The organism is Hymenobacter norwichensis DSM 15439 (genome assembly GCF_000420705.1).
In the GTDB taxonomy this organism is placed as follows: Bacteria; Bacteroidota; Bacteroidia; order Cytophagales; family Hymenobacteraceae; genus Hymenobacter; species Hymenobacter norwichensis.
In genome coordinates this window covers 105,100-127,138 of the sequence record NZ_ATVL01000007.1, presented here as the reverse complement: position 1 = coordinate 127,138, position 22,039 = coordinate 105,100, and the positions used below count along the sequence as shown (strand labels likewise).

Genomic DNA, 22,039 nt, shown 5'->3' with positions numbered 1-22,039 from the left:
AACTTAGAAATAAATTGGAAAGCTCCGGTCCTTTTTTGGGCCGGAGCTTTTTTTTGATATTACAACCTCTGTCCAACGGAGTTTTCCTGAAATACTCTCTTGGATTAGCTTCTCCTCGACCACCGGGCTGGTCGCCCCGGGTCTACACTCTTTCTTGCTATGGACACCTTCACTCCTGACCAACCAGCGGGCCTCTACCGCCCCGAGTTCGAGCACGACTCCTGCGGCACTGGATTCGTCACCAGTATCCACGGCCGCCGCTCGCACCAAACCATTCCGGATGCCTTAACCATTCTGGAAAACATGGAGCACCGCGGCGCCTGCGGCTGCGACGCCGATTCCGGTGATGGTGCGGGTATTCTGCTCCAGATTCCGCACGAATTCTTCATGGAAGAATGTCTGGCCCTGGACATCCACCTGCCCGAACCCAGCTACTACGGCGTGGGCATGGCGTTTCTGCCCAAGCGGATTGCGGCCAAGGCTGCCTGCCACACCCTCATCAACAAAGCCGCTGAACAGCTAGGCTTGCGGGTGCTGGGCTACCGCCGGGTACCGGTCAATCCGGCGGGTATCGGTACTACGGCGCTGGCTGCCGAGCCGGACATGGAGCAGGTGTTTGTGGCCAAGCCCGCTGGCATCACTGCGGGCGAAGATTTCGAGCGTAAGTTGTTTGTCTTGCGCCGGCTCATCACCAAAACCGCCAAGGAAACGCTCAAGGATGAAGGCCAGGACTTCTACTTTGCCTCGCTTTCCAGCCGCGTTATCGTGTACAAGGGCCAGTTGACTTCGTTGCAAGTACGCGGCTACTTCCCCGATTTGAGCGACGAGCGGGTGAAATCGGCGTTTGGCATGGTGCATTCGCGCTTCTCCACCAACACGTTCCCAAGTTGGAAGCTGGCCCAGCCGTTTCGTATGCTGGCCCACAACGGCGAAATCAACACCCTGACCGGCAACCTAAACTGGTTTTACTCGGGCCTCCGCTCCTACGCTTCGCCGTATTTCTCGGCCGAGGAAATGGAAATGCTGTTGCCCGTCATCGACGATGGCCAGTCGGATTCCGCCTGCCTCGACAACATCATTGAGGTGCTCACGCATTCGGGCCGCTCCTTGCCACACGTCATGATGATGCTGGTGCCAGAAGCCTGGGACGGCAACGAGCAGATGGACCCGCTCAAAAAGGCCTTCTACGAGTTCCACGCTACGTTTATGGCTCCTTGGGACGGCCCGGCAGCCCTCACCTTCACCGATGGCCGTATAATTGGCGCCATGCTGGACCGCAACGGACTGCGGCCCCTGCGCTACGTCATCACCGACGACGGCCGCGTAATTATGGCTTCGGAAGCCGGCGTACTGGCTATTCCCGAGAAAACGATACTGCAGAAAGGCCGCTTACAGCCCGGCAAAATGTTCCTCGTGGACACCGTGGCGGGCCAGATCCTGACCGACGAAGAAATCAAAGCCGATCTGGCCGGCCGGCAGCCGTATGGGCAGTGGCTGGAAAACTACAAGATTCGGATTGAGGAGCTACCAGAGCCTCGGCAGGTGTTTACCGATCTGGCCGCCGATTCGGTGTTCAAGTACCAGCAGGTATTCGGCTACACCCGCGAAGACCTGGAAACCATCATTAAGCCGATGGCGCTGGATGGCAAAGAGCCAATTGGCTCGATGGGTACCGACGTACCGCTGGCCGTACTCTCCGACCAGCCCCAGCACCTAAGCAGCTACTTCAAGCAGTTCTTCGCTCAGGTAACCAACCCGCCCATCGACCCAATTCGGGAGCGGCTGGTGATGAGCCTGGCCACGTTTATCGGCAACAACGGTAATACGTTCGATGAGAACAAGATGCACTGCCATTGCGTGGCACTGAAGCAACCCGTGCTTACCAACCACGAGCTGGAAAAGCTGCGTAGCATTGATACGGGCCTGTTTCACGCCAAAACGCTGCAAACCTACTTCAAGGCTGATGGGAAGTCGGGCTCGTTGCAGAACGGCCTAGAGCGCCTATGCCGCTACGCCGAAGATGCGGTGTACGACAAGTTCGAGGTGCTGATTCTGTCGGACCGCGCCATCGACTCCGAGCACGCCCCTATTCCGTCGTTGCTGGCGGCCTCCGCAGTACATCACCACCTGGTAAAGAAGGGGTTGCGTGGTGAAGTTGGGCTGGTAGTGGAAGCCGGCGACGTGTGGGAAGTCCATCATTTCGCTTGCCTACTGGCCTTCGGGGCCACGGCCATCAACCCATATTTGGCCCTGGCGAGCTTGCGCACCCTACACGAGGCTGGCAAGATGGAAACACAGCTCAGCTACCCGACCCTGACCAAAAACTACCTGAAGGCAGTGTGCGACGGGTTGCTGAAGATCTTCTCGAAGATGGGCATTTCCACGGTGCAGTCGTACCACGGGGCGCAGGTATTCGAGATTCTGGGTATCAACCAAAGCGTAGTAAACAAGTATTTCACCGGGGCCGTGACGCGTATTGGCGGACTAGGGCTCGATGAAATTGCCCGCGAAACCCTGTACAAGCACTTCAAAGGTTTCGGTGACGCCAAAGCAGACGTGCCGCTGCTGCCCGAAGGTGGCCTCTACCAGTGGAAGCGCCGGGGCGAGGCCCACCTCTTCAACCCGCAGACGGTGCACTTGCTGCAACTAGCTACCCGCACTAACAACTACACCACGTATCAGCAGTACGCGGCCCAAGTCAATGAGCAGGCCGACAAGCTGTTCACGCTACGTGGCTTGCTCACGTTTGCCCGCCATCGGGAGCCGGTGCCGCTGGAAGAAGTGGAACCCGCCGCGGGCATCATGAAGCGGTTTGCTACTGGTGCTATGTCGTTCGGCTCGATTTCACACGAGGCGCACAGCACGCTGGCAATTGCCATGAACCGCATTGGGGGCAAGAGCAACACCGGTGAAGGCGGCGAAGACCCGCTGCGCTACGAGAAAATGGCCAATGGCGACTCCATGCGCTCCGCCATCAAGCAAGTTGCCTCCGCCCGGTTCGGCGTGACAGCCAACTACTTGACCAACGCCGACGAGCTGCAAATCAAGATGGCGCAGGGTGCCAAGCCCGGCGAAGGCGGCCAGCTGCCCGGCCACAAAGTGGACGAGTGGATTGCAAAAGTGCGTCACGCCACCCCCGGCGTCGGCCTGATTTCGCCCCCACCCCACCACGACATCTACTCGATTGAGGACCTCGCGCAGCTGATTTTCGACCTGAAAAACGCCAACCGCGACGCCCGCATCAACGTGAAGCTGGTGAGCAAGGCCGGCGTCGGTACCATCTCGGCTGGTGTAGCCAAAGCCCACGCCGACGTGATTCTGGTGGCCGGCTATGATGGTGGTACGGGCGCTTCACCGCTTAGCTCCATCAAGCACGCTGGTTTGCCTTGGGAACTAGGCCTCGCCGAAGCCCACCAGACGCTGGTGCGCAACGGCCTGCGCAGCCGCGTGGTACTGCAAACCGATGGGCAGTTGAAAACTGGCAAAGACTTGGCCGTAGCAGCGTTGCTGGGCGCTGAGGAATGGGGCGTGGCTACGGCGGCGCTGGTAGCGGGCGGCTGCATCATGATGCGCAAGTGCCACCTCAATACCTGCCCCGTAGGCGTAGCAACGCAAGACCCCGAGCTGCGCAAGCTGTTCAGCGGGCAGCCCGAGCACATTGTGGCGCTGTTCCAGTTCCTGGCCGAAGATCTGCGCGAAATCATGGCGCAACTGGGCTTCCGGACAGTGCACGAAATGATAGGCAAGACGCAGTTCCTGAAGATGCGCGAAGACATGCTGCACTGGAAGGCTCGCCACGTGGACCTGACCGGCATGCTCTATCCGGCTCCCATAGCGGCCGGCACCACCGCCTACCACAGCGAAGACCAGGACCACGGCCTCACCAACGTGCTGGACTGGAAACTACTAGAAGCCGCGCAGCCCGCTTTGGAAGACGCTACGCCGATTTCCGGCCACTTCGAAGTGCAAAACACCGACCGCACCATTGGGGCGCTGCTTTCCAACGAGGTCTGCAAGAAGTACGGCGCGCCCGGCCTGCCCAATGATACGCTCAACTTCAGTTTCCGGGGCTCGGCGGGTCAGAGCTTCGGCGCGTTCTGCGCCAACGGCCTGACGTTCCGCTTGGAAGGCGAGGCAAACGACTACGTGGGCAAAGGCCTTTCCGGCGCGCGCCTGGCCATTTTCCCGGCCGCGGAAAGCCGCTTCGAACCCGACCAGAACATTATCATCGGCAATGTGGCGCTGTACGGCGCCACCTCCGGCGAGCTGTTCGTGCGTGGGCAGGCTGGGGAACGGTTTGCGGTGCGTAACTCCGGGGCTACGGCCGTGGTGGAAGGTATCGGTGACCATGGTTGCGAATACATGACCGGCGGCCGGGCCCTGATTCTGGGCGAAACTGGGCGCAACTTTGCGGCGGGTATGAGCGGCGGCATTGCCTGGGTGTACGACCCACAAGGCACATTCCCGGCGAACTGCAACCAGGAAATGGTGGATTTGGAAGGCCTCGAAGCCGAAGACGAAGTGGTTATCCGCGGCCTGCTGCAACGCCACGTGCAGCTCACGCAGAGCCGCCGCGCCAGCTTCCTGCTCGATAACTGGGCTGCTGAAGCCCGCAAGTTCATCAAGGTATTCCCCATCGAATACAAGCGGGTTTTGCAAGCTGCCCAGAAGGTGGCGGCGCAGTAGCCGTTCGGCCGGTTAGCTACGTCGAGACGCTAAACATAGCGTCTCGACGTAGCCCCGCCTAGTCTTGCTTTTAGGTACATAACGTCAGCAACGATGAGACGCCGAGTATCGCGTCTCTACATCTCTAACACATAGCACTTTACTCGTCATGGGACACGTCACTGGATTCAAAACATTCGACCGGGAGCTGCCGGCCAAGGTGGCCCCACAGGAGCGCATTAGCAACTACCAGGAGTTTGTGGGCCTCTACGAACCCGAGCAGCTCAACCACCAGGCCGCCCGATGTATGGACTGTGGCGTTCCGTTTTGTCATTCGGGGTGTCCGCTAGGCAACATCATCCCGGAGTTCAACGACGCGGTGTACCGCCAGGACTGGGAAGAAGCTTACCGCGTGCTGATTTCCACCAACAACTTCCCTGAATTCACGGGTCGGATTTGTCCGGCCCCCTGCGAATCGGCTTGCGTGCTGGGCATCAACCGGCCACCGGTAGCTATTGAGGAAATCGAGAAGCACATCATTGAAACCGCCTTTCAGAAAGGGCTGGTTAGGCCGTCGGCGCCGCTGCTGAAGTCGGGCAAAACGGTGGCCGTGGTAGGGTCGGGACCGGCTGGTTTGGCGGCAGCGGCGCAGCTCAACAAGGCCGGCCACTCCGTAACCGTATTTGAGCGCGACGACATGCCAGGCGGACTGCTACGCTACGGCATTCCGGATTTCAAACTGGAAAAATGGGTGGTAGAGCGCCGCATCAGCTTGCTGGAAGAAGAAGGCGTAATGTTCCGTTGCAACACCGAAATCGGGAAAGACATGCCCGCCGACGTGCTGCTGAACAGCTACGACGCCGTGGTACTGACTGGCGGCTCCACCATCCCGCGCGACTTGCCGCTGACGGGCCGAGAGCTATCGGGCATTCACTTCGCTATGGACTTCCTGAAGCAGCAAAACAAGCGCGTGAGTGAGCGGGCCGTGGAACAGGAGCCCATTGTGGTAACCGGCCAAGACGTCATTGTAATCGGGGGCGGCGACACGGGTTCCGACTGCGTGGGCACCTCCAACCGGCAGGGAGCCACCTCAGTTACGCAGTTCGAACTGCTGGCCCAGCCGCCCAAAGAACGCACCGCGCACATGCCGTGGCCCAATTACCCGATGGTGCTCAAAACCACGTCTTCGCACGAAGAAGGCTGCCAGCGTTACTGGGGCGTCAACACCAAGGAGTTTTTGGCCGACGAAAAAGGCAACCTGCGTGCCCTGCGCATCAGCGACGTAACCTGGGAAACCGACGTATTGGGCCGTCCCATGAAGTTTCAGGAAATTGAAGGCTCGGAGCGGGAAGTGCCGTGCCAGCGTATCTTCCTGGCCATGGGTTTCCTGCATCCGCAGGCGCAGGGCATGTTGCAGCAGTTTGGCGTGGCTTTGGATGGCCGCGGCAACGTGCAAGCCACCGAAAAGTCGTACCAGACCAGCGTAGCGCGGGTGTTTGCCGCCGGCGACATGCGCCGCGGGCAGTCGTTGGTGGTGTGGGCCATTTCCGAAGGTCGCGAAGCCGCCCGGCAAGTAGACAAGTTCCTGATGGGCAAAACTGCTTTGCCGACCAAGGATGCCGAGGCGATGTTCGCTTAGAAGAGGGAGGTATAGAAGAACGTCATGCTGAGCGCAGTCGAAGCATCTCGCGTGCTGATGTTGGATTACTAATCTGACGTCAGCACGCGAGATGCTTCGACTGCGCTCAGCATGACGTTCTGATATAGATGCTATAGGCCCCTTGCACTATCCGGCAGTTTCCTGCGTTCTTGCCGTCATGAAACGAATGACGCTTGCCCTGCTCCTACTTTCCACCGCCGCCCACGCCCAAAAACTGCGGCGCTTCACCACCTATTTCGACTCGACCAACGTCCATAAGCGCGAAATATATTCGGCCGTGGTGACGGGCGATACTGTGATGGAGGGCCCGTACAAGCGCTTTTACTACTCTGGCAAGCTGGAAGCCCAAACCCGCTACGCTGCCGGCAAGCGCGACTCGCTGTACGTGGAGTTTCACCCCACCGGCGGGCGGCGGCTGGAAGTGACTTACAACCAGGGCGTGCGCCAGGGGCCCTTCAAAACCTACTACGACACCGGTAAGCCTGCCCAGGAAGGCACTTACGAAAACGACCAGCCCACTGGTACGCTACGCTATTTCCATCCTGATGGCAAGGTAAAGCTGGAAACGACGCTCACCAACGGCCAACCGGTGGGCGCAGTGCGGGAAGTGTACCCGTCGGGCAAAACCAAGGCGGAAATCACCTACCTAAACGGGCAGCCCAACGGCCCCGTGAAGACGTATTACGAAAACGGTCAGCTCCAGAGCGAGGCCACTTTCGCAAAGGGCCTGTTGGCCGGCCCCTACAAAACCTACTACGACAACGGCCAGGTGGAAACCGAGGTGCTAGCCGATAAAACTGGCAAGGGCAGCTACCGCAGCTACTACCGCTCGGGAAAGCTGCGCACTGAGGGCACGTACGTGGCATCTAACTTCACCGGCCGCGCCGTGAAGAACCCTCTCGGCGACGACCTTACCAAGCAGGCCCGCAGCCTAACCGGCGGCAGTTCTAACCTCGATGGCCCCGCCAAAGCCTACTACGAAAGCGGCGCCCTCAAAAGCAAGATGAACTACCGCCAAGGCGTGCTAACCGGCACCCAGGAGGATTTCTACGAATCGGGCAAGCCGGAGCAGAAAACCGAGTATGCCAACCAAGCGCGCGACCGGAAAGTAACCGCCTATTTCGAGGACGGCACGGTGCGTGAAGAACAGCAGTTCAAAAACAACCAGCCCACGGGCATGTGGCGCAAGTTCCATGCCGGCGGCAAGCAGCCCGCCAGCCAAGAAACCTACGTAAATGGCCGCCTAGCCGGCGAGAAGCTTGCCTACTCCCCTACGGGCACAGTACTTAGCAAGGTGCTCTACGAGAACGGTAAGCCCACCGGCCTCGGCCAGGATTTCTACCCCTCAGGCAAGCTAAAAACGGAAACCACGTACGTTAAAGGCCTGAAAACAGGCAACTTCCGCCAGCTGCAAGAAGATGGCACCCCGGAAATAACCGGCTTCTACCGCAACGGCAAGGAATCAGGCGTGTGGACGTATCTCGAGGCCGATGGCAAGACCGTGAAGGAGAAAAAGACCTTTCGCAACGGCCAAGTGGTAGCCGAAGGTGCCGCCCCTGCCACCAAACCCACCCCGGCTCGCAAGCCGCCGGTTAAGAAGTAGCCAGTATTTGGTTATAATAGCCCGTCATGCAGAGGCGCAGCCGAAGCATGACGGGCTTTATACCTTCCGCTAGAACCGAATAATAAACGCGGTGCGGCCGTTTTCCTGGGTGGCTAGGCTGAACGTGAAATTGTGCTGCAAGAGAATGTCGCGGATGAGGGTGAGGCCGATGCCTTGACCGTCGCGCTTGGTGCTGAAGAAGGGTGTGAACAAGCGGCGCTGCACGTCGGAGGCAATGCCGGGGCCGTCGTTTTCGATGACGAGCTGCGGCGGAGTTGAGCTGGTGCGCACCCAGATGTTGCCGTTTTCACCAATGGCTTCGAGGGCGTTTTTGCAGATATTGAGCAGTGCTTGTTCGAGTTGCTGCGCATCCAGATCCACCAACAAAGGGCCAGGGGCTAGTTCTTGGTGCCACTGAATCTGGTGGCGGGTGGCCTGCACGTGCAGGAGCCGTTCGGTGGTGCGCAGGAGTTCATGCACGTCGGTGGGCTGGCGCATGGGGGCGGGCAGCCGCACCAGGTTGGCGAAGTTGGCAATGAAGTTGGCCAGGTGCGTGTTGCGGCCAATGGATACGTCGAGGGCTTCGGTGAAGTCGGGCTGGTCGTCGGGGGTGAGCTGGGGGGCGTAGTAGTGGAAGCTTTGCAGGATGGAGTTGATGGCGCCGATGGAGTTGTTGATTTCGTGCGACATCATGCGGATCAGCTTCTCGTAGGCCTGTTTTTCCTGCCGAATCAAGTCCTGGGTCAACTCTTCCAGCACAATAAAATGGCGCGTGAAGCCGCGGTCCACGAAGTGCGAGCAGTGCGCCCGGTACGTCTGGATGCCTGAAAGGCGCACCACCTGCGGTTCCTGCTCCGAGAGGTTGCTCAGGGTCAGGCCCCAGTCGCCGGGTAAGTCAAGGGGCTTAATGCCCAGCAACTGCGTCGAAGGCAAGCCTAGCATTCGTTCGGCGGCGGGGTTCACACCTTCAATGTGGCCATCAAACGAGAGCAGTAGCACCCCGGCCGGCGACGCCTGAATCAGGCTTTCCAGCAGGTAGCTTTTCTCGTGTTGGGTGATGCGCTCCTTGCGCAGCTCCTCAATCATGTGGTTGTACACGTCAATCAGCTGGTCCATTTCGCGCTGCCCCACCGGCACAAACTTCATGGAGAAGTCTTTGGCCCGGATGGCCTCGGTGCCCGCCGCAATGAGGTGAAACGGCCGCACGAACCCCTTGTAGAGCTGCACCGTGAGGATGATACTCACTAGCAACAGCACTTCCAAGCCCACAAACAACGGCGCGTTGGTGCGCACCACCTGCGCCGCTAGCACAATGAGCACGGCATGGATGATGACCACAAACAGAATGAACTTGACGCGCAGAGACATGCAAACGGGGTAGTGAATTAGCGTCTAATCTAAGGCTAGAAACCAAAAAGCACCCCTCCTTTTTCAAATTCCGCGCATCAAGCGGCGTGGGTGGCCGCAGGCCGGGGTAGTTGACTGCGACTAGAAAACTAGAGCTAGTTGTCGTCCTGACGGCTTTACCACCCCGGCCTGCGGCCACCCACGCCGCTTGATGCGCGGAATTTGAAAAAGGAGGGGAGCTAGACTTCTAGTTTTTTTAGCTTCGCTCCTACTCCGCATCAAACGGAATGGCGTACTTCTCTAAGCGGCGGTAGAGGGCACCGCGGCTAAGGCCTAATGCCTTCGCCACGCGGCTGATGTTGCCGTTGTAGTGCTCTAGGGTGCGCCGGATCATTTGGGCTTCCAGTTCGTCGAGGGTCATGGTGCCGGGCTCGGGTAGCTCGCCGGGTTCGGCGGGACGGGCGGGCATAGCAGCCGACTGCGCCTGGAAGTCTTCGGGGCCTAGCTCGTCTTTGCCGCTTACCAGCACGGCGCGCTCCACCAGGTTTTTCAGCTCCCGGATGTTGCCCGGCAACTGTTGCTCTTGTAGCCAATGCTGGCCGCGAGTGCCCACTTTCAGGGCGGGGCGGTTGTAGGTGGCGCGCAGGCCGTCTACGAAGTGCTGCACCAGCAGCGGAATGTCTTGGGGCCGCTCGCGCAGGGCGGGCAGGCGCACCGTTATCAGGTTGATACGGTAGAATAAGTCTTCGCGGAAACGGCCTTGGCGGACCATTTCGGCCAGGTTGCGGTTGGTGGCGCAAATCACCCGAATATCGAGGCGGCGGGGCTTACTGTCGCCGAGTACCTCGTAGGTGCGGTCTTGGAGCACGCGCAGCAGCTTCACCTGGCTGCCGAGGTCCAGCTCCCCGATTTCGTCGAGGAAGATGGTGCCGCCGTTAGCCAACTCGAAGCGGCCGACCCGGTCAGTTTTAGCATCGGTGAAGGCGCCGCGCCGGTGCCCAAACATTTCGCTTTCAAACAACGACGTGGACACGCCGCCTAGGTTCACTTTCACGAAGGGCTGGCGGCGGCGGTGGCTGTTGTGGTGCACAGCCTCGGCAATCAACTCCTTACCCGTCCCCGATTCGCCCTCAATCAGCACCGAGGCATCGGTGGCGGCGACTTGGCCCACGTTGCGCAGCACTTGCAGCAGGCGCGCATCCTGTCCCACAATGCCTTGGAAGTTGTATTGCTTATCGAGCTGGCGGCGGGTAAGGGTACCGGCTTCAACTTCCGGCTCTGGCTCCTGCAAGCTGAGAATGGTGCGCACCGTTTGGAGCAGCGCGTCGTTGTTCCAGGGCTTGGTCACGAATTCGGCGGCGCCGGCCTTCATGCCCTCTACGGCCAGCGTGATGGAGCCCCAGCCGGTAATCAGAATGACGGGTACCTGCGGGGCTACTTGCTTCACTTGGCCGAGTAACCGGAGACCGTCCTGCCCGGAGGTGTCCAGCGAGTAGTTCATGTCCATCAGTAGCAGGCGCGGGGGCGTTTCCTGCACGATGCGCAAAGCGTCTTCGGGCGTGGCGACGCTTTTGGTGGGGTAGCCGGCTTGTTTCAGCAGCAAGCCCAGCGACGTGCGCACCGCCACATCATCATCAATAATGAGAATCATAGGGAATAGAAAGCACGAAGGTAAGCGGGTTGGCTGTTCTGGCGTAGGGGCCTCACCCCTAGCCCCTCTCCGAAAAGGAGAGGGGAACTAGTTTTAGTTTTTAGAACTAGAATCTATCAGCAATACTAGAGCTAGTTCCCCTCTCCTTTTCGGAGAGGGGCTAGGGGTGAGGCCCCTACGCCAGAACAACTGGCTACTCCTCCCGCAACGCCACTGCTGGCCGGACGCTGGCAGCCAGCTGGCTTGGATACAGCGCACAAATGGCGGTCAGCACGTAAATCAGCACGGTGGCGAGGCCCATACTGGCCAGGTACACCGGCAGCCGAATGCCCATCACGCCCAACAACGGAAACTGCGCTGCTACCAGGAGCCCAAAGGCCAGCCCGAACGTGGTAACCACCATTACCTCGCCCAGAAACTGCGCGCTGATGCGGCTGCTGGTGGCACCAATGGCCCGGCGCAACCCGATTTCGGCGCGGCGCTGGCTGATGTTGTACCACAGCACCCCAAACAGCCCGAGGGCCACGTTGAAAATCAGGAAACCGCACACCAGCACCATACCGCCCATGGGCGCCAGCGCAAACTTCATGCGGGTGGTCCGCTCCTCGGGCAGGGTGGTGACGGTGGTTTTCCAGCCGCCCGTCACGGCCGCTATTTCCTTGGTGATACGCTGCTCCAGTTCGGCGGTGGCCGTGGGTTGCACCCGAATTAGTAGCCGGGGCCGGTCGAAGTTGGTGGTATCCTTGGGGTCTACCAAGTTTTCGCTACGCTGAAAAATAGCCGGTTCCAGCTCCTGAAATTCGCCCCGGCCGCGGTAAGACGAAGCCAGCACCCCTACCACTTGAAACTCTTTGTCGTCCATGGCCCGAACGATTTTGCCAACCGCCGGCTCGTCAGCAAATAAGGCCTGGCGGGCTTCCTGCGAGATGACGAGCGGTGGATGCGCAGCCACTTCGTCGTGCCGGTTGAACCAGCGGCCTTCCGCCAGCTCCAGGCTCAGCACGTCCTGCATGTCGTCGCCGGCGCTGTAAATGTCGCTGTTGGTTGATTTGCTGTCGGCCTTGAAGTCGGTGCTGCTGTCGCTGAACGAGAAAGGCGTATTGGAGCGGGTGGACGCCACACTGCGCACGCCGGGCATTGATTTCAGATGCTGAATCAGGCGCTGAAACGTAGCGTCCTGCCGGCTGATTGGCTGGCCGTTAGGGTCCATGTCTACCCGCCACACGTGCTCGTAGGTGTAGCCCAGCGGGGCGGTGTACTTGCGGTAGTTGTCAACCAACAGGCTGCCCAGCACGAACAGCACGACGAAGGCAAAGAATATTTCGGCAACCAGCAGGAAATTAGCCCGCTTACGATTCCAGATCAGGGTGAACAGATGGCGTATCATATTGGATTGGAAGAGCAGAAGAGAGAAACTAATTACGGCCGCCTTTCAGGGCCTGTACGGCCTGAAGCTTCGACATTTTGTAGGCTGGATACACACCCGACAGCACCCCGAACAGCAAACTCAGCAGCAGCCCGCTCGCGAAAATGCGGGGGTTGAGCGTGAGCGTGGTGTAAGGAATGAATCCGCTGCTATCAATGATATGCAGTACCACGCTGGCCAGTACTAACCCCAGCACGCCGCCCAGCAAGGTCAGGAACACGTTTTCCACCAGGAACTGCCGGATGAGCGTACCCGAGGTGGCGCCGAAGGCCTTGCGCACCCCGATTTCCGAGGAACGCTCCAGAATGCGGCTTACGTTGACGTTGATGAGGTTGAGGGCCGGCAGCAGCATGAACAGCAACGTCATGAGAGCCACTTTGCCCATGAGGGCGGCCACGCCGTCGTCGGGTTTGCTGTTGTTGTTGAACCAGCGCACCGTGGAGGACAGCAGGTTGCCGGCGTACACGTGCACTTTTGCGTGCTTCTTGGGGTCGGGTACGGGCACCTGGTCCACTACCCGGTTGAACTCGGCCTGAATGACGGGCATATCGGCCGGCGTGCGCGCCTGGATGATGGCCATACAGTCGCCGAAATAGCTAGGGTCTTTGGCGTCCTGGGTGCTGGTGCTGATGGGTGCCCACATGTCGGCGTAGGAGTTGAAGCGCATGCCGGGCACGTCCTTCACCACCCCTATCACCTGGTAGCGGATTCGGTCAGTTTCGATGGTCTTGCCCAACACGCCGCTAGTCGTACCGAAGTACGCTCGGCAGGTACGCTCGTTGATAACGGCTACGTGGGCGCCGCTCTGCACTTCGCTGAGCGTATAGGGACGGCCGGCTACGAAGTCGAAATCCAGCACTTGCCAAAACTGGCCGTCGGTATATTTCAGGTCCACATCCAGCTTCTGGTTGCCCACGTAGGCAGCCGTAGAGGCGAAATACGTGCTAATGGAAATCTTCTCAGGGGTGCGCAAGGGCCGCACGTAGCGCTCCAGAAAGCTGTAGCTGATGGTGCCATTGTTGCTGCCGTCGCCTTCTTTGTAGGATACGGTGGCGCGGTTGATGAACAGCAGCCGCGCCACCTTTTTCTCGGGGGTATGCGGGCCCACCGTGTGGTCGTAGAAGGCATACACCACCAGCAAAATCATGAGGGTGAAGCTGATGCCGAACAAGCTGATGAAGGTGAAGAACTTGCGGCGCAGCAAGACCTTCCAGGCAATTTTGAGGTAGCTAAGCAACATGAGCGTGGGCGTAGGAAGACGAAGAATAGGAGGAGTTGAAGGCCGCCACTTGGCGCTGCAGCACGGCGCGGGCCTTGCTGAGCTGCGACTTGCTGGTACCCTCCGAAATGCCCAGCAGCGAGGCTACTTCGGGGTGCGAATAGCCTTCCAGCGCGCATAAGTTGAACACGGCGCGGTAGCCGGCTGGCAGCTCCTGCACCAGCCGGAGCAAATCGGCGGCTTGCAGCTCCACATCGGCGGCCGGCAGGTCGGCGGCCAGGTGGCCCGTGTAGCAGTCCTCGATGCTGAGCGTGAGGGATTCCCGGCGGCGCAGGATGCTCAACGATTCGTGCACCATAATGCGGCGCACCCACCCTTCCAGGCTGCCCTTGCCTTCGAACTGATGCAGGCAGCGGAACACCTTCATAAAGCCGCGGGCCAACGCATCTTCGGCGTCGAACTCGTGGCGCATGTAGCGCAAGCACAACGCCAACATCTTGGGGGCAAAGCGGCTATAAAGCTGCTCCTGCGCGGCGGCGTTGCCTTTACGGCAGGCGGCTACCAAAGCAGCATCGGAGAGCGGAAGGGGGAGGGTTTTCATACTTGGAAGAATGTCGAACTGCTATTGGGCACTGCCTACTTTAGTGGGGCTTACTGTACTTGGCTACCGTCGAAGAAGCGGATCAGGCGCTGTGTTTTCAGGGCCTGCTGCTCGTCGTGGGTCACCATCACAATGGTGGTTCCCTCCTGCCGGTTGAGGCCCAGCAGCAAATCCATAATTTCCTCGCCCATCACCGAGTCGAGGTTGCCGGTGGGCTCATCGGCCAGAATGATTTCGGGGCGGCCGGCCAGGGCCCGGGCAATGGCTACGCGCTGGCGCTGGCCGCCGGAAAGCTGGCTAGGGAAGTGGTTGGTGCGGGCACCCAACCCTACTTTTTCCAGGGCGGAGTAGGCCCGCTCGCGCCGCTCTTTGCCGCCTACTCCGGGCCGGTACAGCAACGGCAGTTCCACGTTGTCGAGCACCGAGAGGTCGTTGATGAGGTGGTAGCTCTGGAAAACGAACCCTATTTTGTGGTTGCGCAACGAGGCCAGCTCCTTATCGGAATACGACTTCACGGGCCGGCCGTCCAGCTCAATCGTGCCGCTGGTAGGCTCGTCCAGCAACCCGATAATGCTCAGCAGCGTGGACTTCCCGCAACCCGACGGCCCCATGATCGACACGAATTCGCCCTTGTTGATGGTCAGGTTCACGCGGTTCAGGGCTACGGTTTCGATGGTTTTGGTTTGGTACACCTTCTCGATGTCGCGCAGCTGAATAACAGGCTGGCTGGCGGCTGAGCGAGTTGTTTCGGTAGTTGCCTGGGGCCGGGAAGTGGTTTGAGCGAGGACGTTTTCCATGAGAAACTAAAGTCAGTATAGGAAGGATGACGAAGGAAGTGTCCGGTTTCAAGCAGTCCGGCGCTGGGTTCGTAGTAGTATAGCCAAGCGCCGTGCCATGTTTTCAATCATTTGACATACAGTTATTTACACATAAAACGCGCTTTATACCAACTGCAAATCATGTCCAAAAACGGACAGTGTGTTCGAAAATAAAGGGCCGACTGTACGCATTTCAGCTTTTGTTGCAGACGAGGAAATAGAAGCGTGAAATCTGGTTCCAATCTGCTAGCCAGTAGGGTACTCTCAACTTATAGACTGGGCTTTAGACATACTAAGGTGAAACAAGTGGTAACTAGCTAAGCGCCACCGTAAGCCCCATCAAACTTTTCACCCGCCATCAGGTTGCACAAGCTTTGAATTCTACAAGCAATGCTGCCATGACAACTACCGCGCTGAGCACCCTGTACCAAGAGTTGGCGCCCTGTACTGGCCACGACCTAAGCACGCTGCTACCCCAGGGCATTCAGCGGGAAGTGGGCCACTTCAATGTGTTTGATTTAGCTGACCTCTGGGATTCCACTCAGCTACAGCCGGCCACGTCGTATCCTTGCCGCTCGTTCTACAAAATCAGCTTGTTACGCAGCCGCAGCCGCGCTGAATACGCCGACCAAACCATTACTGTTGAGCCCGATGCCCTGGTATTTTCGTCGCCCAAGGTATCGTTTCAGTGGCGGCCCGCCGAGGTGCAACAGGGGCATTTCTGCCTCTTCACGGCGGAGTTCTTGCTCCCGGTTCTCGGCGGCCTTGCTCCCGACGAGTTGCCTCTATTTCAAGCCAACGGCTACCCCGTATTCCAGCTGACGCTCGCCGAAGCCGCACGGGCGGCCAGTATTTTCGCCCAGATGCGCGAAGAATTGGCTTCCGACTACGCTCACAAGTACGACCTACTACGGGCCTATGTACTGGAACTGCTGCATCTGGGCCAGAAACGGCAGCCCGCCACCACGCTGCATCCTGCCCAATCGGCAGCAGCCCGGCTTTCTTCGCGCTTCGTAGAGTTGCTGGAACGGCAGTTCCCGCTCACCACACCCCAGCAACGCGTGCCGCTACGCACGGCCAAAGACTTTGCCGACCACCTGGCCGTACACGTCAACCACCTCAATAAGGTACTCAAGGACAGCACCGGCCGCACCACCACCGACCTCATCGGCGGGCGGCTGGCGCAGGAGGCCAAGGTGCTGCTGCGCCAAACGGAATGGACACTCTGGGAAATTGCCGACAGCCTGGGCTTTGTGGATGTAGCGCACTTCTCGCACTTCTTCCGCCGCTACGCCACCGTGAGCCCCGGCGCCTTCCGGACGCTGGAAGCCGTACCGGTTTGATTTCTACAAAAAGCGGATTGACGAGTACAACATTGCGAGAAGCTACTCGGGAGACCTTTGTCGTGTTCAATTAACACCACAAACGCACTTCATATGAGCACCTCCAAAATAGCCCTCGTAACCGGCGGCAGCCGGGGCTTAGGCAAAGACATGGCCCTCAAACTGGCTCAACAAGGCATCGACGTTATCCTGACCTACCGCAGCCAGCAGGCTGAAGCCGCCACCGTGGTGACTGAAATCGAAGCCCTGGGGCGCCGGGCTGTGGCCCTGGCTCTGGATGCCGCCGACATCAGCACGTTCGAGGCCTTCTTTGGGCAAGTCACCACGACCCTAGCCGATACCTTCGGCACCGACCGGTTCGATTTCCTTGTCAACAATGCCGGTACCAGTTTAAGCGTGCCTATTGCCGAAACCACCGAGACGCAATTCGACGAAATGCTCAACATCCATTTCAAGGGCGTGTACTTCCTCACCCAAAAAGCGTTGCCGCTACTCCGTGACGGCGGCCGAATTATCAACATTTCCTCTGGTACCACACGGGTTACTTTCGCAGGAAGTTCGGCCTACGCCAGTATGAAAGGAGCCGTGGAAGTATTCACGCGCTATCTGGCCCTGGAGCTAGGCCCGCGGGGCATTGCCGCCAATGTGGTAGCCCCCGGCGCAGTATTCGGTGGCGGCGCCATGACGGATACGCCTGAAATCCGCGCCTACGTGGCCCAGATTACGGCCCTAGGCCGCGTGGCCGAGCCCGACGACATCGGGGGCGTTGTTGCCTTTCTCTGCACCGATGCCGCCCGGTGGCTCAATGGCCAGCGCCTCGAAGCCACAGGCGGAATGATGCTGTAGTACGCGGGCGAGGAAACAGTCTATCCGTCTGCATTGCAGACAAAAAGCCCGTCGTTGCCGGTAATTCCGGCAACGACGGGCTTTCTATTTTTAGCAGTGGAACTGGGTATAAGGCGGATTGGAACTGTGTTCTAGCAAGCAGCTACAAAGCCTTTTAGACTGCTATAGATCCTATTCGCGTGGTGTTAAGGCGGCTTACTTTGCCGCCAGCGGCATTTGGCGCTCGAAATCGTAGAGCGTGAGGGCGCGCAGGCGGTAATGGGCCACCCAAGCGGCGCGCAACGCCAGGATGTAGGCGCGGCGGGCTTGGTCTTTTTCGGCGGAGGCAATAGTGAGGTCGGTGAGGCTGATGCGGCCGACTTTGTAGGTAGCCTGGGCAATGGCATAGCGCTGCTGCGCCAGGGAATCGGCTAGGGTTGCGAGGGACAGTTGCTCCCCCAAGGTGCTCAGTTGGCCGGCCTGAACCTGCACAGTTTGCTCGAAGGTGGCCTCCTCCTGGCTGACATCAACCTGCACTTGACGACGGGTTAGTTCGGCGGTTTTCACAATGGCCTTCTGGCGGCCCCAGTCTACGAGCGGCAGCGCAAAAGTAAGCTGTACCTGCTGTTGGTTTTGCAAGGCCGCGTACGTATCCCATAGGTTGGGCGCCTGATTTACGTAGCCCAAGTTGGCCGAAAGCGTGGCCTGGAAACCGGTAGTACCACGGGCTTGTGCTACCACCCGCTCGGCCTCCAACAAGCGGCGGCTGAAGGCCAGCACTACGCTCCGGTTTTGCCGGGCTTCAGTCAGGGCCTGCCCCGCTGGCACCACCAGCCGCGGAGCCGCCACCGGCACGGCTAAGCGTAGCGTTTGCGGGCGCACCCCCGTGTAACTCTGCAAGCTGACAGCGGCATTCTGGGCATCCAGTTGGCCTTGCGCCATGGCTTGGCGGGCGTTGAGTAGGTTCAGTTCCAGCCGCAGCAAGTCGCTCTGAGAGAGTTGGCCGAGCTGGTACCGCTCTTTGCCGAGGCGCAGTAGCTCCTGGTTGGCTTGCACGTTCTGGCTGGCTACCTCGGCGTTTACCTGCTGCTGCAACACATCAAAATACAGCTCCGTAATGCGCTGGGCAATGGTTTCGCGCTCTTCGGCGTACAGCCGCTGGCTTTCCTGATAGCGCAGCGGCTCAATGCGCCGCGCCCAGCGCAACGAATTGAAGCGGCCAATCGGCTGCGTCAGGCCGACGGCTACGGGCTGGTTGTTGTAGCGCTTCAGGCTGCGGTTGAAATCGTCGAAGCGCTGCACCTCTGAGGCAATAAATATTTGCCCGCCCGTCAGGCCGATGTTCTGGCTGGCTGTCAGGGAGAGGTTAGAGTTGTTGATGCGCACGGCCCGGAAGTCGGTGGTACCGTCGGGCTGCACGACAGGCGTTACGGCCCGGCTGAAACCGGGCACCACGCCTTGCAGCCCCAGTTGCGGCTTGTAGTCGGCTTGGTAGCTGCGCCACTGCCAGTAGCTTTGGTCGCGGCTGGTTTGGGTTTGCTTGGCCACCGCCGACTGCGTTAGGGCCAGCTCGATTACTTGGTCTAGCGTCAGACTGCCCGGTTGGGTTTGCGCCAGAACGGGGCTACCAGCCAGTAACAGCAGGAAATAAAGTATCCGTTTCATGGGCTTGGCTAGTTGTTGAGAGTGAGTTCGGGCGTTTCGAGGTGCTCCTTCATATCCGACACCACCACCTCTTCGCCAGGACGCAGGCCCCCGATGATTTCCACGAAATCCAGGTTACTGTCGCCGAACTGCACCACACGCCGCGTGACCTTGCCGCCTTGCACCACAAATACTGGCTGCTCTTTGCCGCCCTGGTAGAACGGCCCGTTTTTCACTCGCACCACGTTGTGATGCGCCTTGGTCACCACAAACACATCGGCCCGCAGGTTGGAGCGAAGCGCCGGGTGGTGGTCTTGTGCTAGGGTGGCGTAGAAGGTCACCACGCCTTTGTCGACGGCGGGGCTTACGGTGCTCACGGTGCCGCGCAAATCGGTGTCGTTGATACGGATTACCACCGGGTCGCCGAGGTGAAGGGCGTCGGCGTAAGCATCGGAAATGGTGGCCCGTACCCGGAAGCGGCTCAGGTCGGCTACGCGGGCCAGTGGGTCGCCGGCCTGCACGGTGGTGCCTAGGTCTTCATTCACCCAGGTCAGCACGCCGGGTTGCTGGCTGCTGATGTTGGCTTGCGCCAGCTTACCGGCCAGTTCGGCAATGCTACGGTCCTGAATTTGCATGGTGAAGCCCAGCTCTCGCACATCGGCCCCGTTGGCGGCGCGCTGGTTACGGATTTGCTCACCCAGCCGCTTCAGCTCTAGCTGCGCAATTTTCAGGTTCAGCTCGGCCTGGCGCACACTCTCCGAGGTGCCGCCCCCTATCTTCAGCAAATACTGCTCATCACGCAGAGCCGACTGCAAGCTGCGGACCCGCACTAGCTGCACCTGCTCCTGCGAGCGAAGGTCGTTCAAGGCTTTTTCTAGACTGAGTTGGAGCTGACTGTTCTTGTTGCGGTTCTGCTGCTGCTCGTCTTGCAGCTTGGCCAGCGCCGACGTGGTCTGCTCTTTATCGAGTTCCAGGATAGTTTGGCCCGGCAGTACCTTGCTACCCACCGCTACCGTTACCTGCCGGATGGTGCTTTGGATGGGGCTGGTTATCACCGCCTCATGCGCCGGAATGACCACGCCCGCCGCTGTCAGGGCCGCTTCTACATCGCCGGTTTCCACTTTGGCGGTCAGGATGGCGTTGCGTTCCAGCGTGGGCTTTAGCACGTTGCGAAACGCAAACAAGCAAGCGGCTAGTAGCAGTAGTGCCCCGGCGCCAAGCAGCCACGTGCGGCGCTGGCGGCGGTTCTGGGTGGAGGTTGAAATAGCTCTGTCCATTTTCGTACAGGAAGGAATAGGATTCCCTTACTGTAAGCCAATGGCCGTGCCACATCTATAAAATATTGAAAATCATAATTTTAAATACAATATTTGTTTATCGACTACTCGGTAATCTGTTCGAAAATGGACAACGTGTTCGGCTGTGAAAAGCAAGTTGTTCACTTATGCAAGCAAAGAGCCCAGCAACTTGCGCTGCCGGGCTCTTTATCACCTAATCTATAAACTGCCTTATAATAATAAGCTCTTGCCTATCAGTAAGCCACCTATATTCTAATCTAATTACTCTTTATAAATCAGCTATTTAGCGCTGGTTACGAATGGTAAAGCTGTTGAACGCCACGGTGGAAGAAGCGGGTCCTTGAGCCAGCAGGCCCACCCGGATGCCCCGGTCCCACGGCGGCAGGTAGGTCCCGTTGAGCGCGAAGCTGTCGAGCACTACTGGCTGCCAAGCGCTGCCATCCATGTTATAGGTGAAGCGGAAACGCTGCCCACCCCAAGCTTCGAGGCGCAGATTCAGGGTTTTGCCGATAGGCAAATCCACTTTCGTAATGCACTCGTGCTGCCCGCCCTTCACCGACCACACTTGCAACGTACCGTCGCCAGCTACCAGGGCCAGCGCGTTGTTGGGGTCACCAATGGCCGAGAGTCCGGCGAAAGTGGCGGGCGGCAACGAGTTCATTTCCACCGCGGTAGTCACTTTGTAAGTGGCCGTGAAGGTGCGTTGCGCTACCAACGAGCCCACGCCGTCGGGGCTGGCGGTGAGCAGTAGTTGCCCGTCGCTCACTCCTACCTGCGGCTGGCGCCCGATGGGCCATTGCCAGGTACCAGCCAGGCAGTTGCCCTCGAAGTTGTCGGCTACGTTGAGGATGCTCACATCATGCAACGGAGCGGCCTGGGGGCTTTTGTTTTCAAATTCCGGCCAGCCTTCTTCGTTCCAGGTGAACTCGCTCAGAATGCCCTGCCGGCCCACAAACTCGTGGCTTTGCACGTGGTAAGCGTGGTGTAGCAGGAACCAGCGGCCCTCAAACTCGGCTACCGTACCGTGGCCTGGGCATTTCCAGGTGGTATTTTTCTTAAGAATCGGGTTTTCGGGACACTTCTCCCACGGACCCAGCAAACTTTCGGCACGGGCTACGCCGGTAGCATAGGTGCAGCACTTGCCGCAGCAGCCGTTGCCGGCATAAAACATGTAGAAGTAGTTGTTGTGCCGCACGATGGCCGAACCTTCTACCAGGCAGCCTTCCCAAGGGGCATCGTTGCGGAACAGTTCCACCTTCTTGCCTACCAGCTTGGTATGCTTAGCGTTGATGCGCTGCGCCCAAATGGGGGTCGGCTTCTTGTACGCGTTACCGTCTTCCTTCCACACCAGATACAGGTCGCCGTGCTCGTCGCGCATCGGGAAGCCGTCGATGGAGCCGTAGCGCTGGGCTACCAGCGGGCCGTGATCAGTGTAGGGGCCGGCCGGGTCGTCGGCCGAAGCTACGCCGATGGCCAGTGGGCCGCCTTTCTTACGAGCGGTGTAATAGACGTAGGTTTTGTCGTTTTCGTGGAAAATCTCGGGCGCCCAGAAGTTGGCTTCCGTCCATTCCGGCAACAAGTCATTGGTAGGGAAAACGTGGCTGACCAACTGCCAGTCTACCAGGTTGGTGGACTTGAACAGTGGGAAAACCGGGCCCCATTCCGCCGAAGTGGCGCTGGCCCAATACGTATCCCCTATTTTGGCAATAGTCGGGTCGGGAAAGTCGCCGGGCAGTACCACGTTGGCGTAGGAGGTAACGGGAGCCGTGGCCACGGGTGGGGCCGTACTAATGGCCGTGTTGGTAGTGGCAGCCGGCACACAATCTGCGGACAAATCCGCCACCGGAGCTAGAGTCTGAACTGATGTTTCTGATTGAAGAACCACAACAGAAAAAGCAAAGAGTGAGAGAAAAGTAGTAAGCCGCTGTGCAAGGAAGCC

The 22,039-nt window shown here is 59.2% G+C and carries 14 protein-coding genes; 5 read left to right on the top strand and 9 right to left on the bottom strand.

Annotated elements, in window-relative coordinates; all coding sequences use genetic code 11:
• Positions 1 to 159: 159 nt before the first annotated feature.
• The 3 genes from gltB (at position 160) to G536_RS26610 (ending at position 7,928) form a co-directional block, all read left to right on the top strand.
• Entirely contained in the window at positions 160 to 4,686 is a 4,527-nt protein-coding gene (gene gltB, locus G536_RS0106675; protein WP_022822811.1) for a glutamate synthase large subunit, read from the top strand.
• Positions 4,687 to 4,834: 148 nt separating this feature from the next.
• Positions 4,835 to 6,304, top strand: a complete 1,470-nt coding sequence (locus tag G536_RS0106670) for a glutamate synthase subunit beta (RefSeq protein ID WP_022822810.1) — start codon at positions 4,835 to 4,837, stop codon at positions 6,302 to 6,304.
• Between the two features lie 187 nt (positions 6,305 to 6,491).
• On the top strand, positions 6,492 to 7,928 hold the full coding sequence (locus G536_RS26610) for a toxin-antitoxin system YwqK family antitoxin (RefSeq protein WP_022822809.1): 1,437 nt from the start codon (positions 6,492 to 6,494) through the stop codon (positions 7,926 to 7,928).
• A gap of 69 nt (positions 7,929 to 7,997) precedes the next feature.
• On the opposite strand, the gene G536_RS0106660 is transcribed toward G536_RS26610, so the two are convergent.
• The 6 genes from G536_RS0106660 to G536_RS0106635 all read right to left on the bottom strand — a co-directional run bounded on the left by G536_RS0106660 (position 7,998) and on the right by G536_RS0106635 (position 14,969).
• Entirely contained in the window at positions 7,998 to 9,296 is a 1,299-nt protein-coding gene (locus G536_RS0106660) for a sensor histidine kinase (RefSeq protein WP_022822808.1), read from the bottom strand.
• Positions 9,297 to 9,543: 247 nt separating this feature from the next.
• Positions 9,544 to 10,926, bottom strand: coding sequence for a sigma-54-dependent transcriptional regulator (locus tag G536_RS0106655; protein WP_022822807.1), 1,383 nt, complete (start codon positions 10,924 to 10,926; stop codon positions 9,544 to 9,546).
• Positions 10,927 to 11,119: 193 nt separating this feature from the next.
• Entirely contained in the window at positions 11,120 to 12,313 is a 1,194-nt protein-coding gene (locus G536_RS0106650; protein WP_022822806.1) for an ABC transporter permease, read from the bottom strand.
• Positions 12,314 to 12,341: 28 nt separating this feature from the next.
• The gene (locus G536_RS0106645; protein ID WP_022822805.1) at positions 12,342 to 13,592 is read right to left on the bottom strand and encodes an ABC transporter permease; all 1,251 of its coding nucleotides are present in this window, start codon (positions 13,590 to 13,592) and stop codon (positions 12,342 to 12,344) included.
• Complete coding sequence (locus G536_RS26605; RefSeq protein WP_022822804.1) at positions 13,582 to 14,172, bottom strand: RNA polymerase sigma factor; 591 nt, start codon at positions 14,170 to 14,172, stop codon at positions 13,582 to 13,584. The genes G536_RS0106645 and G536_RS26605 overlap by 11 nt, the downstream gene beginning before the upstream one ends.
• A 50-nt stretch (positions 14,173 to 14,222) precedes the next feature.
• Positions 14,223 to 14,969, bottom strand: coding sequence for an ABC transporter ATP-binding protein (locus G536_RS0106635; RefSeq protein WP_022822803.1), 747 nt, complete (start codon positions 14,967 to 14,969; stop codon positions 14,223 to 14,225).
• Between the two features lie 419 nt (positions 14,970 to 15,388).
• Here G536_RS0106635 and G536_RS0106630 point away from each other — a divergent pair, with 419 nt between their 5' ends.
• A complete protein-coding gene (locus G536_RS0106630) occupies positions 15,389 to 16,333 on the top strand; it encodes a helix-turn-helix transcriptional regulator (RefSeq protein ID WP_022822802.1) in 945 nt (314 codons plus the stop codon).
• A 93-nt stretch (positions 16,334 to 16,426) separates the two neighbouring features.
• Positions 16,427 to 17,179 (top strand): SDR family NAD(P)-dependent oxidoreductase, encoded by a 753-nt coding sequence (locus G536_RS0106625; protein ID WP_022822801.1) that lies wholly within the window; start codon positions 16,427 to 16,429, stop codon positions 17,177 to 17,179.
• 195 nt (positions 17,180 to 17,374) lie between these two features.
• Here G536_RS0106625 and G536_RS0106620 read toward each other — a convergent pair whose 3' ends face one another.
• The 3 genes from G536_RS0106620 to G536_RS0106610 all read right to left on the bottom strand — a co-directional run bounded on the left by G536_RS0106620 (position 17,375) and on the right by G536_RS0106610 (position 21,934).
• Positions 17,375 to 18,823: a TolC family protein gene (locus G536_RS0106620; protein ID WP_022822800.1), complete on the bottom strand. Its 1,449-nt coding sequence runs from the start codon at positions 18,821 to 18,823 to the stop codon at positions 17,375 to 17,377.
• An 8-nt stretch (positions 18,824 to 18,831) separates the two neighbouring features.
• Positions 18,832 to 20,079 (bottom strand): efflux RND transporter periplasmic adaptor subunit, encoded by a 1,248-nt coding sequence (locus G536_RS0106615; protein WP_022822799.1) that lies wholly within the window; start codon positions 20,077 to 20,079, stop codon positions 18,832 to 18,834.
• Between the two features lie 304 nt (positions 20,080 to 20,383).
• A complete protein-coding gene (locus G536_RS0106610) occupies positions 20,384 to 21,934 on the bottom strand; it encodes a family 43 glycosylhydrolase (RefSeq protein ID WP_169515052.1) in 1,551 nt (516 codons plus the stop codon).
• Between the last annotated feature and the right edge of the window lie 105 nt (positions 21,935 to 22,039).

What these genes read in the sequence shown, in the direction of transcription:
- G536_RS26605 (WP_022822804.1), bottom strand. Translation starts at nt 14,172, where the DNA reads ATGAAAACCCTCCCCCTTCCGCTCTCCGATGCTGCTTTGGTAGCCGCC.
- G536_RS0106645 (WP_022822805.1), bottom strand. Translation starts at nt 13,592, where the DNA reads ATGTTGCTTAGCTACCTCAAAATTGCCTGGAAGGTCTTGCTGCGCCGC.
- G536_RS0106635 (WP_022822803.1), bottom strand. Translation starts at nt 14,969, where the DNA reads ATGGAAAACGTCCTCGCTCAAACCACTTCCCGGCCCCAGGCAACTACC.
- gltB (WP_022822811.1), top strand. Translation starts at nt 160, where the DNA reads ATGGACACCTTCACTCCTGACCAACCAGCGGGCCTCTACCGCCCCGAG.
- G536_RS0106660 (WP_022822808.1), bottom strand. Translation starts at nt 9,296, where the DNA reads ATGTCTCTGCGCGTCAAGTTCATTCTGTTTGTGGTCATCATCCATGCC.
- G536_RS26610 (WP_022822809.1), top strand. Translation starts at nt 6,492, where the DNA reads ATGACGCTTGCCCTGCTCCTACTTTCCACCGCCGCCCACGCCCAAAAA.
- G536_RS0106650 (WP_022822806.1), bottom strand. Translation starts at nt 12,313, where the DNA reads ATGATACGCCATCTGTTCACCCTGATCTGGAATCGTAAGCGGGCTAAT.
- G536_RS0106655 (WP_022822807.1), bottom strand. Translation starts at nt 10,926, where the DNA reads ATGATTCTCATTATTGATGATGATGTGGCGGTGCGCACGTCGCTGGGC.
- G536_RS0106670 (WP_022822810.1), top strand. Translation starts at nt 4,835, where the DNA reads ATGGGACACGTCACTGGATTCAAAACATTCGACCGGGAGCTGCCGGCC.
- G536_RS0106625 (WP_022822801.1), top strand. Translation starts at nt 16,427, where the DNA reads ATGAGCACCTCCAAAATAGCCCTCGTAACCGGCGGCAGCCGGGGCTTA.
- G536_RS0106615 (WP_022822799.1), bottom strand. Translation starts at nt 20,079, where the DNA reads ATGGACAGAGCTATTTCAACCTCCACCCAGAACCGCCGCCAGCGCCGC.
- G536_RS0106620 (WP_022822800.1), bottom strand. Translation starts at nt 18,823, where the DNA reads ATGAAACGGATACTTTATTTCCTGCTGTTACTGGCTGGTAGCCCCGTT.
- G536_RS0106630 (WP_022822802.1), top strand. Translation starts at nt 15,389, where the DNA reads ATGACAACTACCGCGCTGAGCACCCTGTACCAAGAGTTGGCGCCCTGT.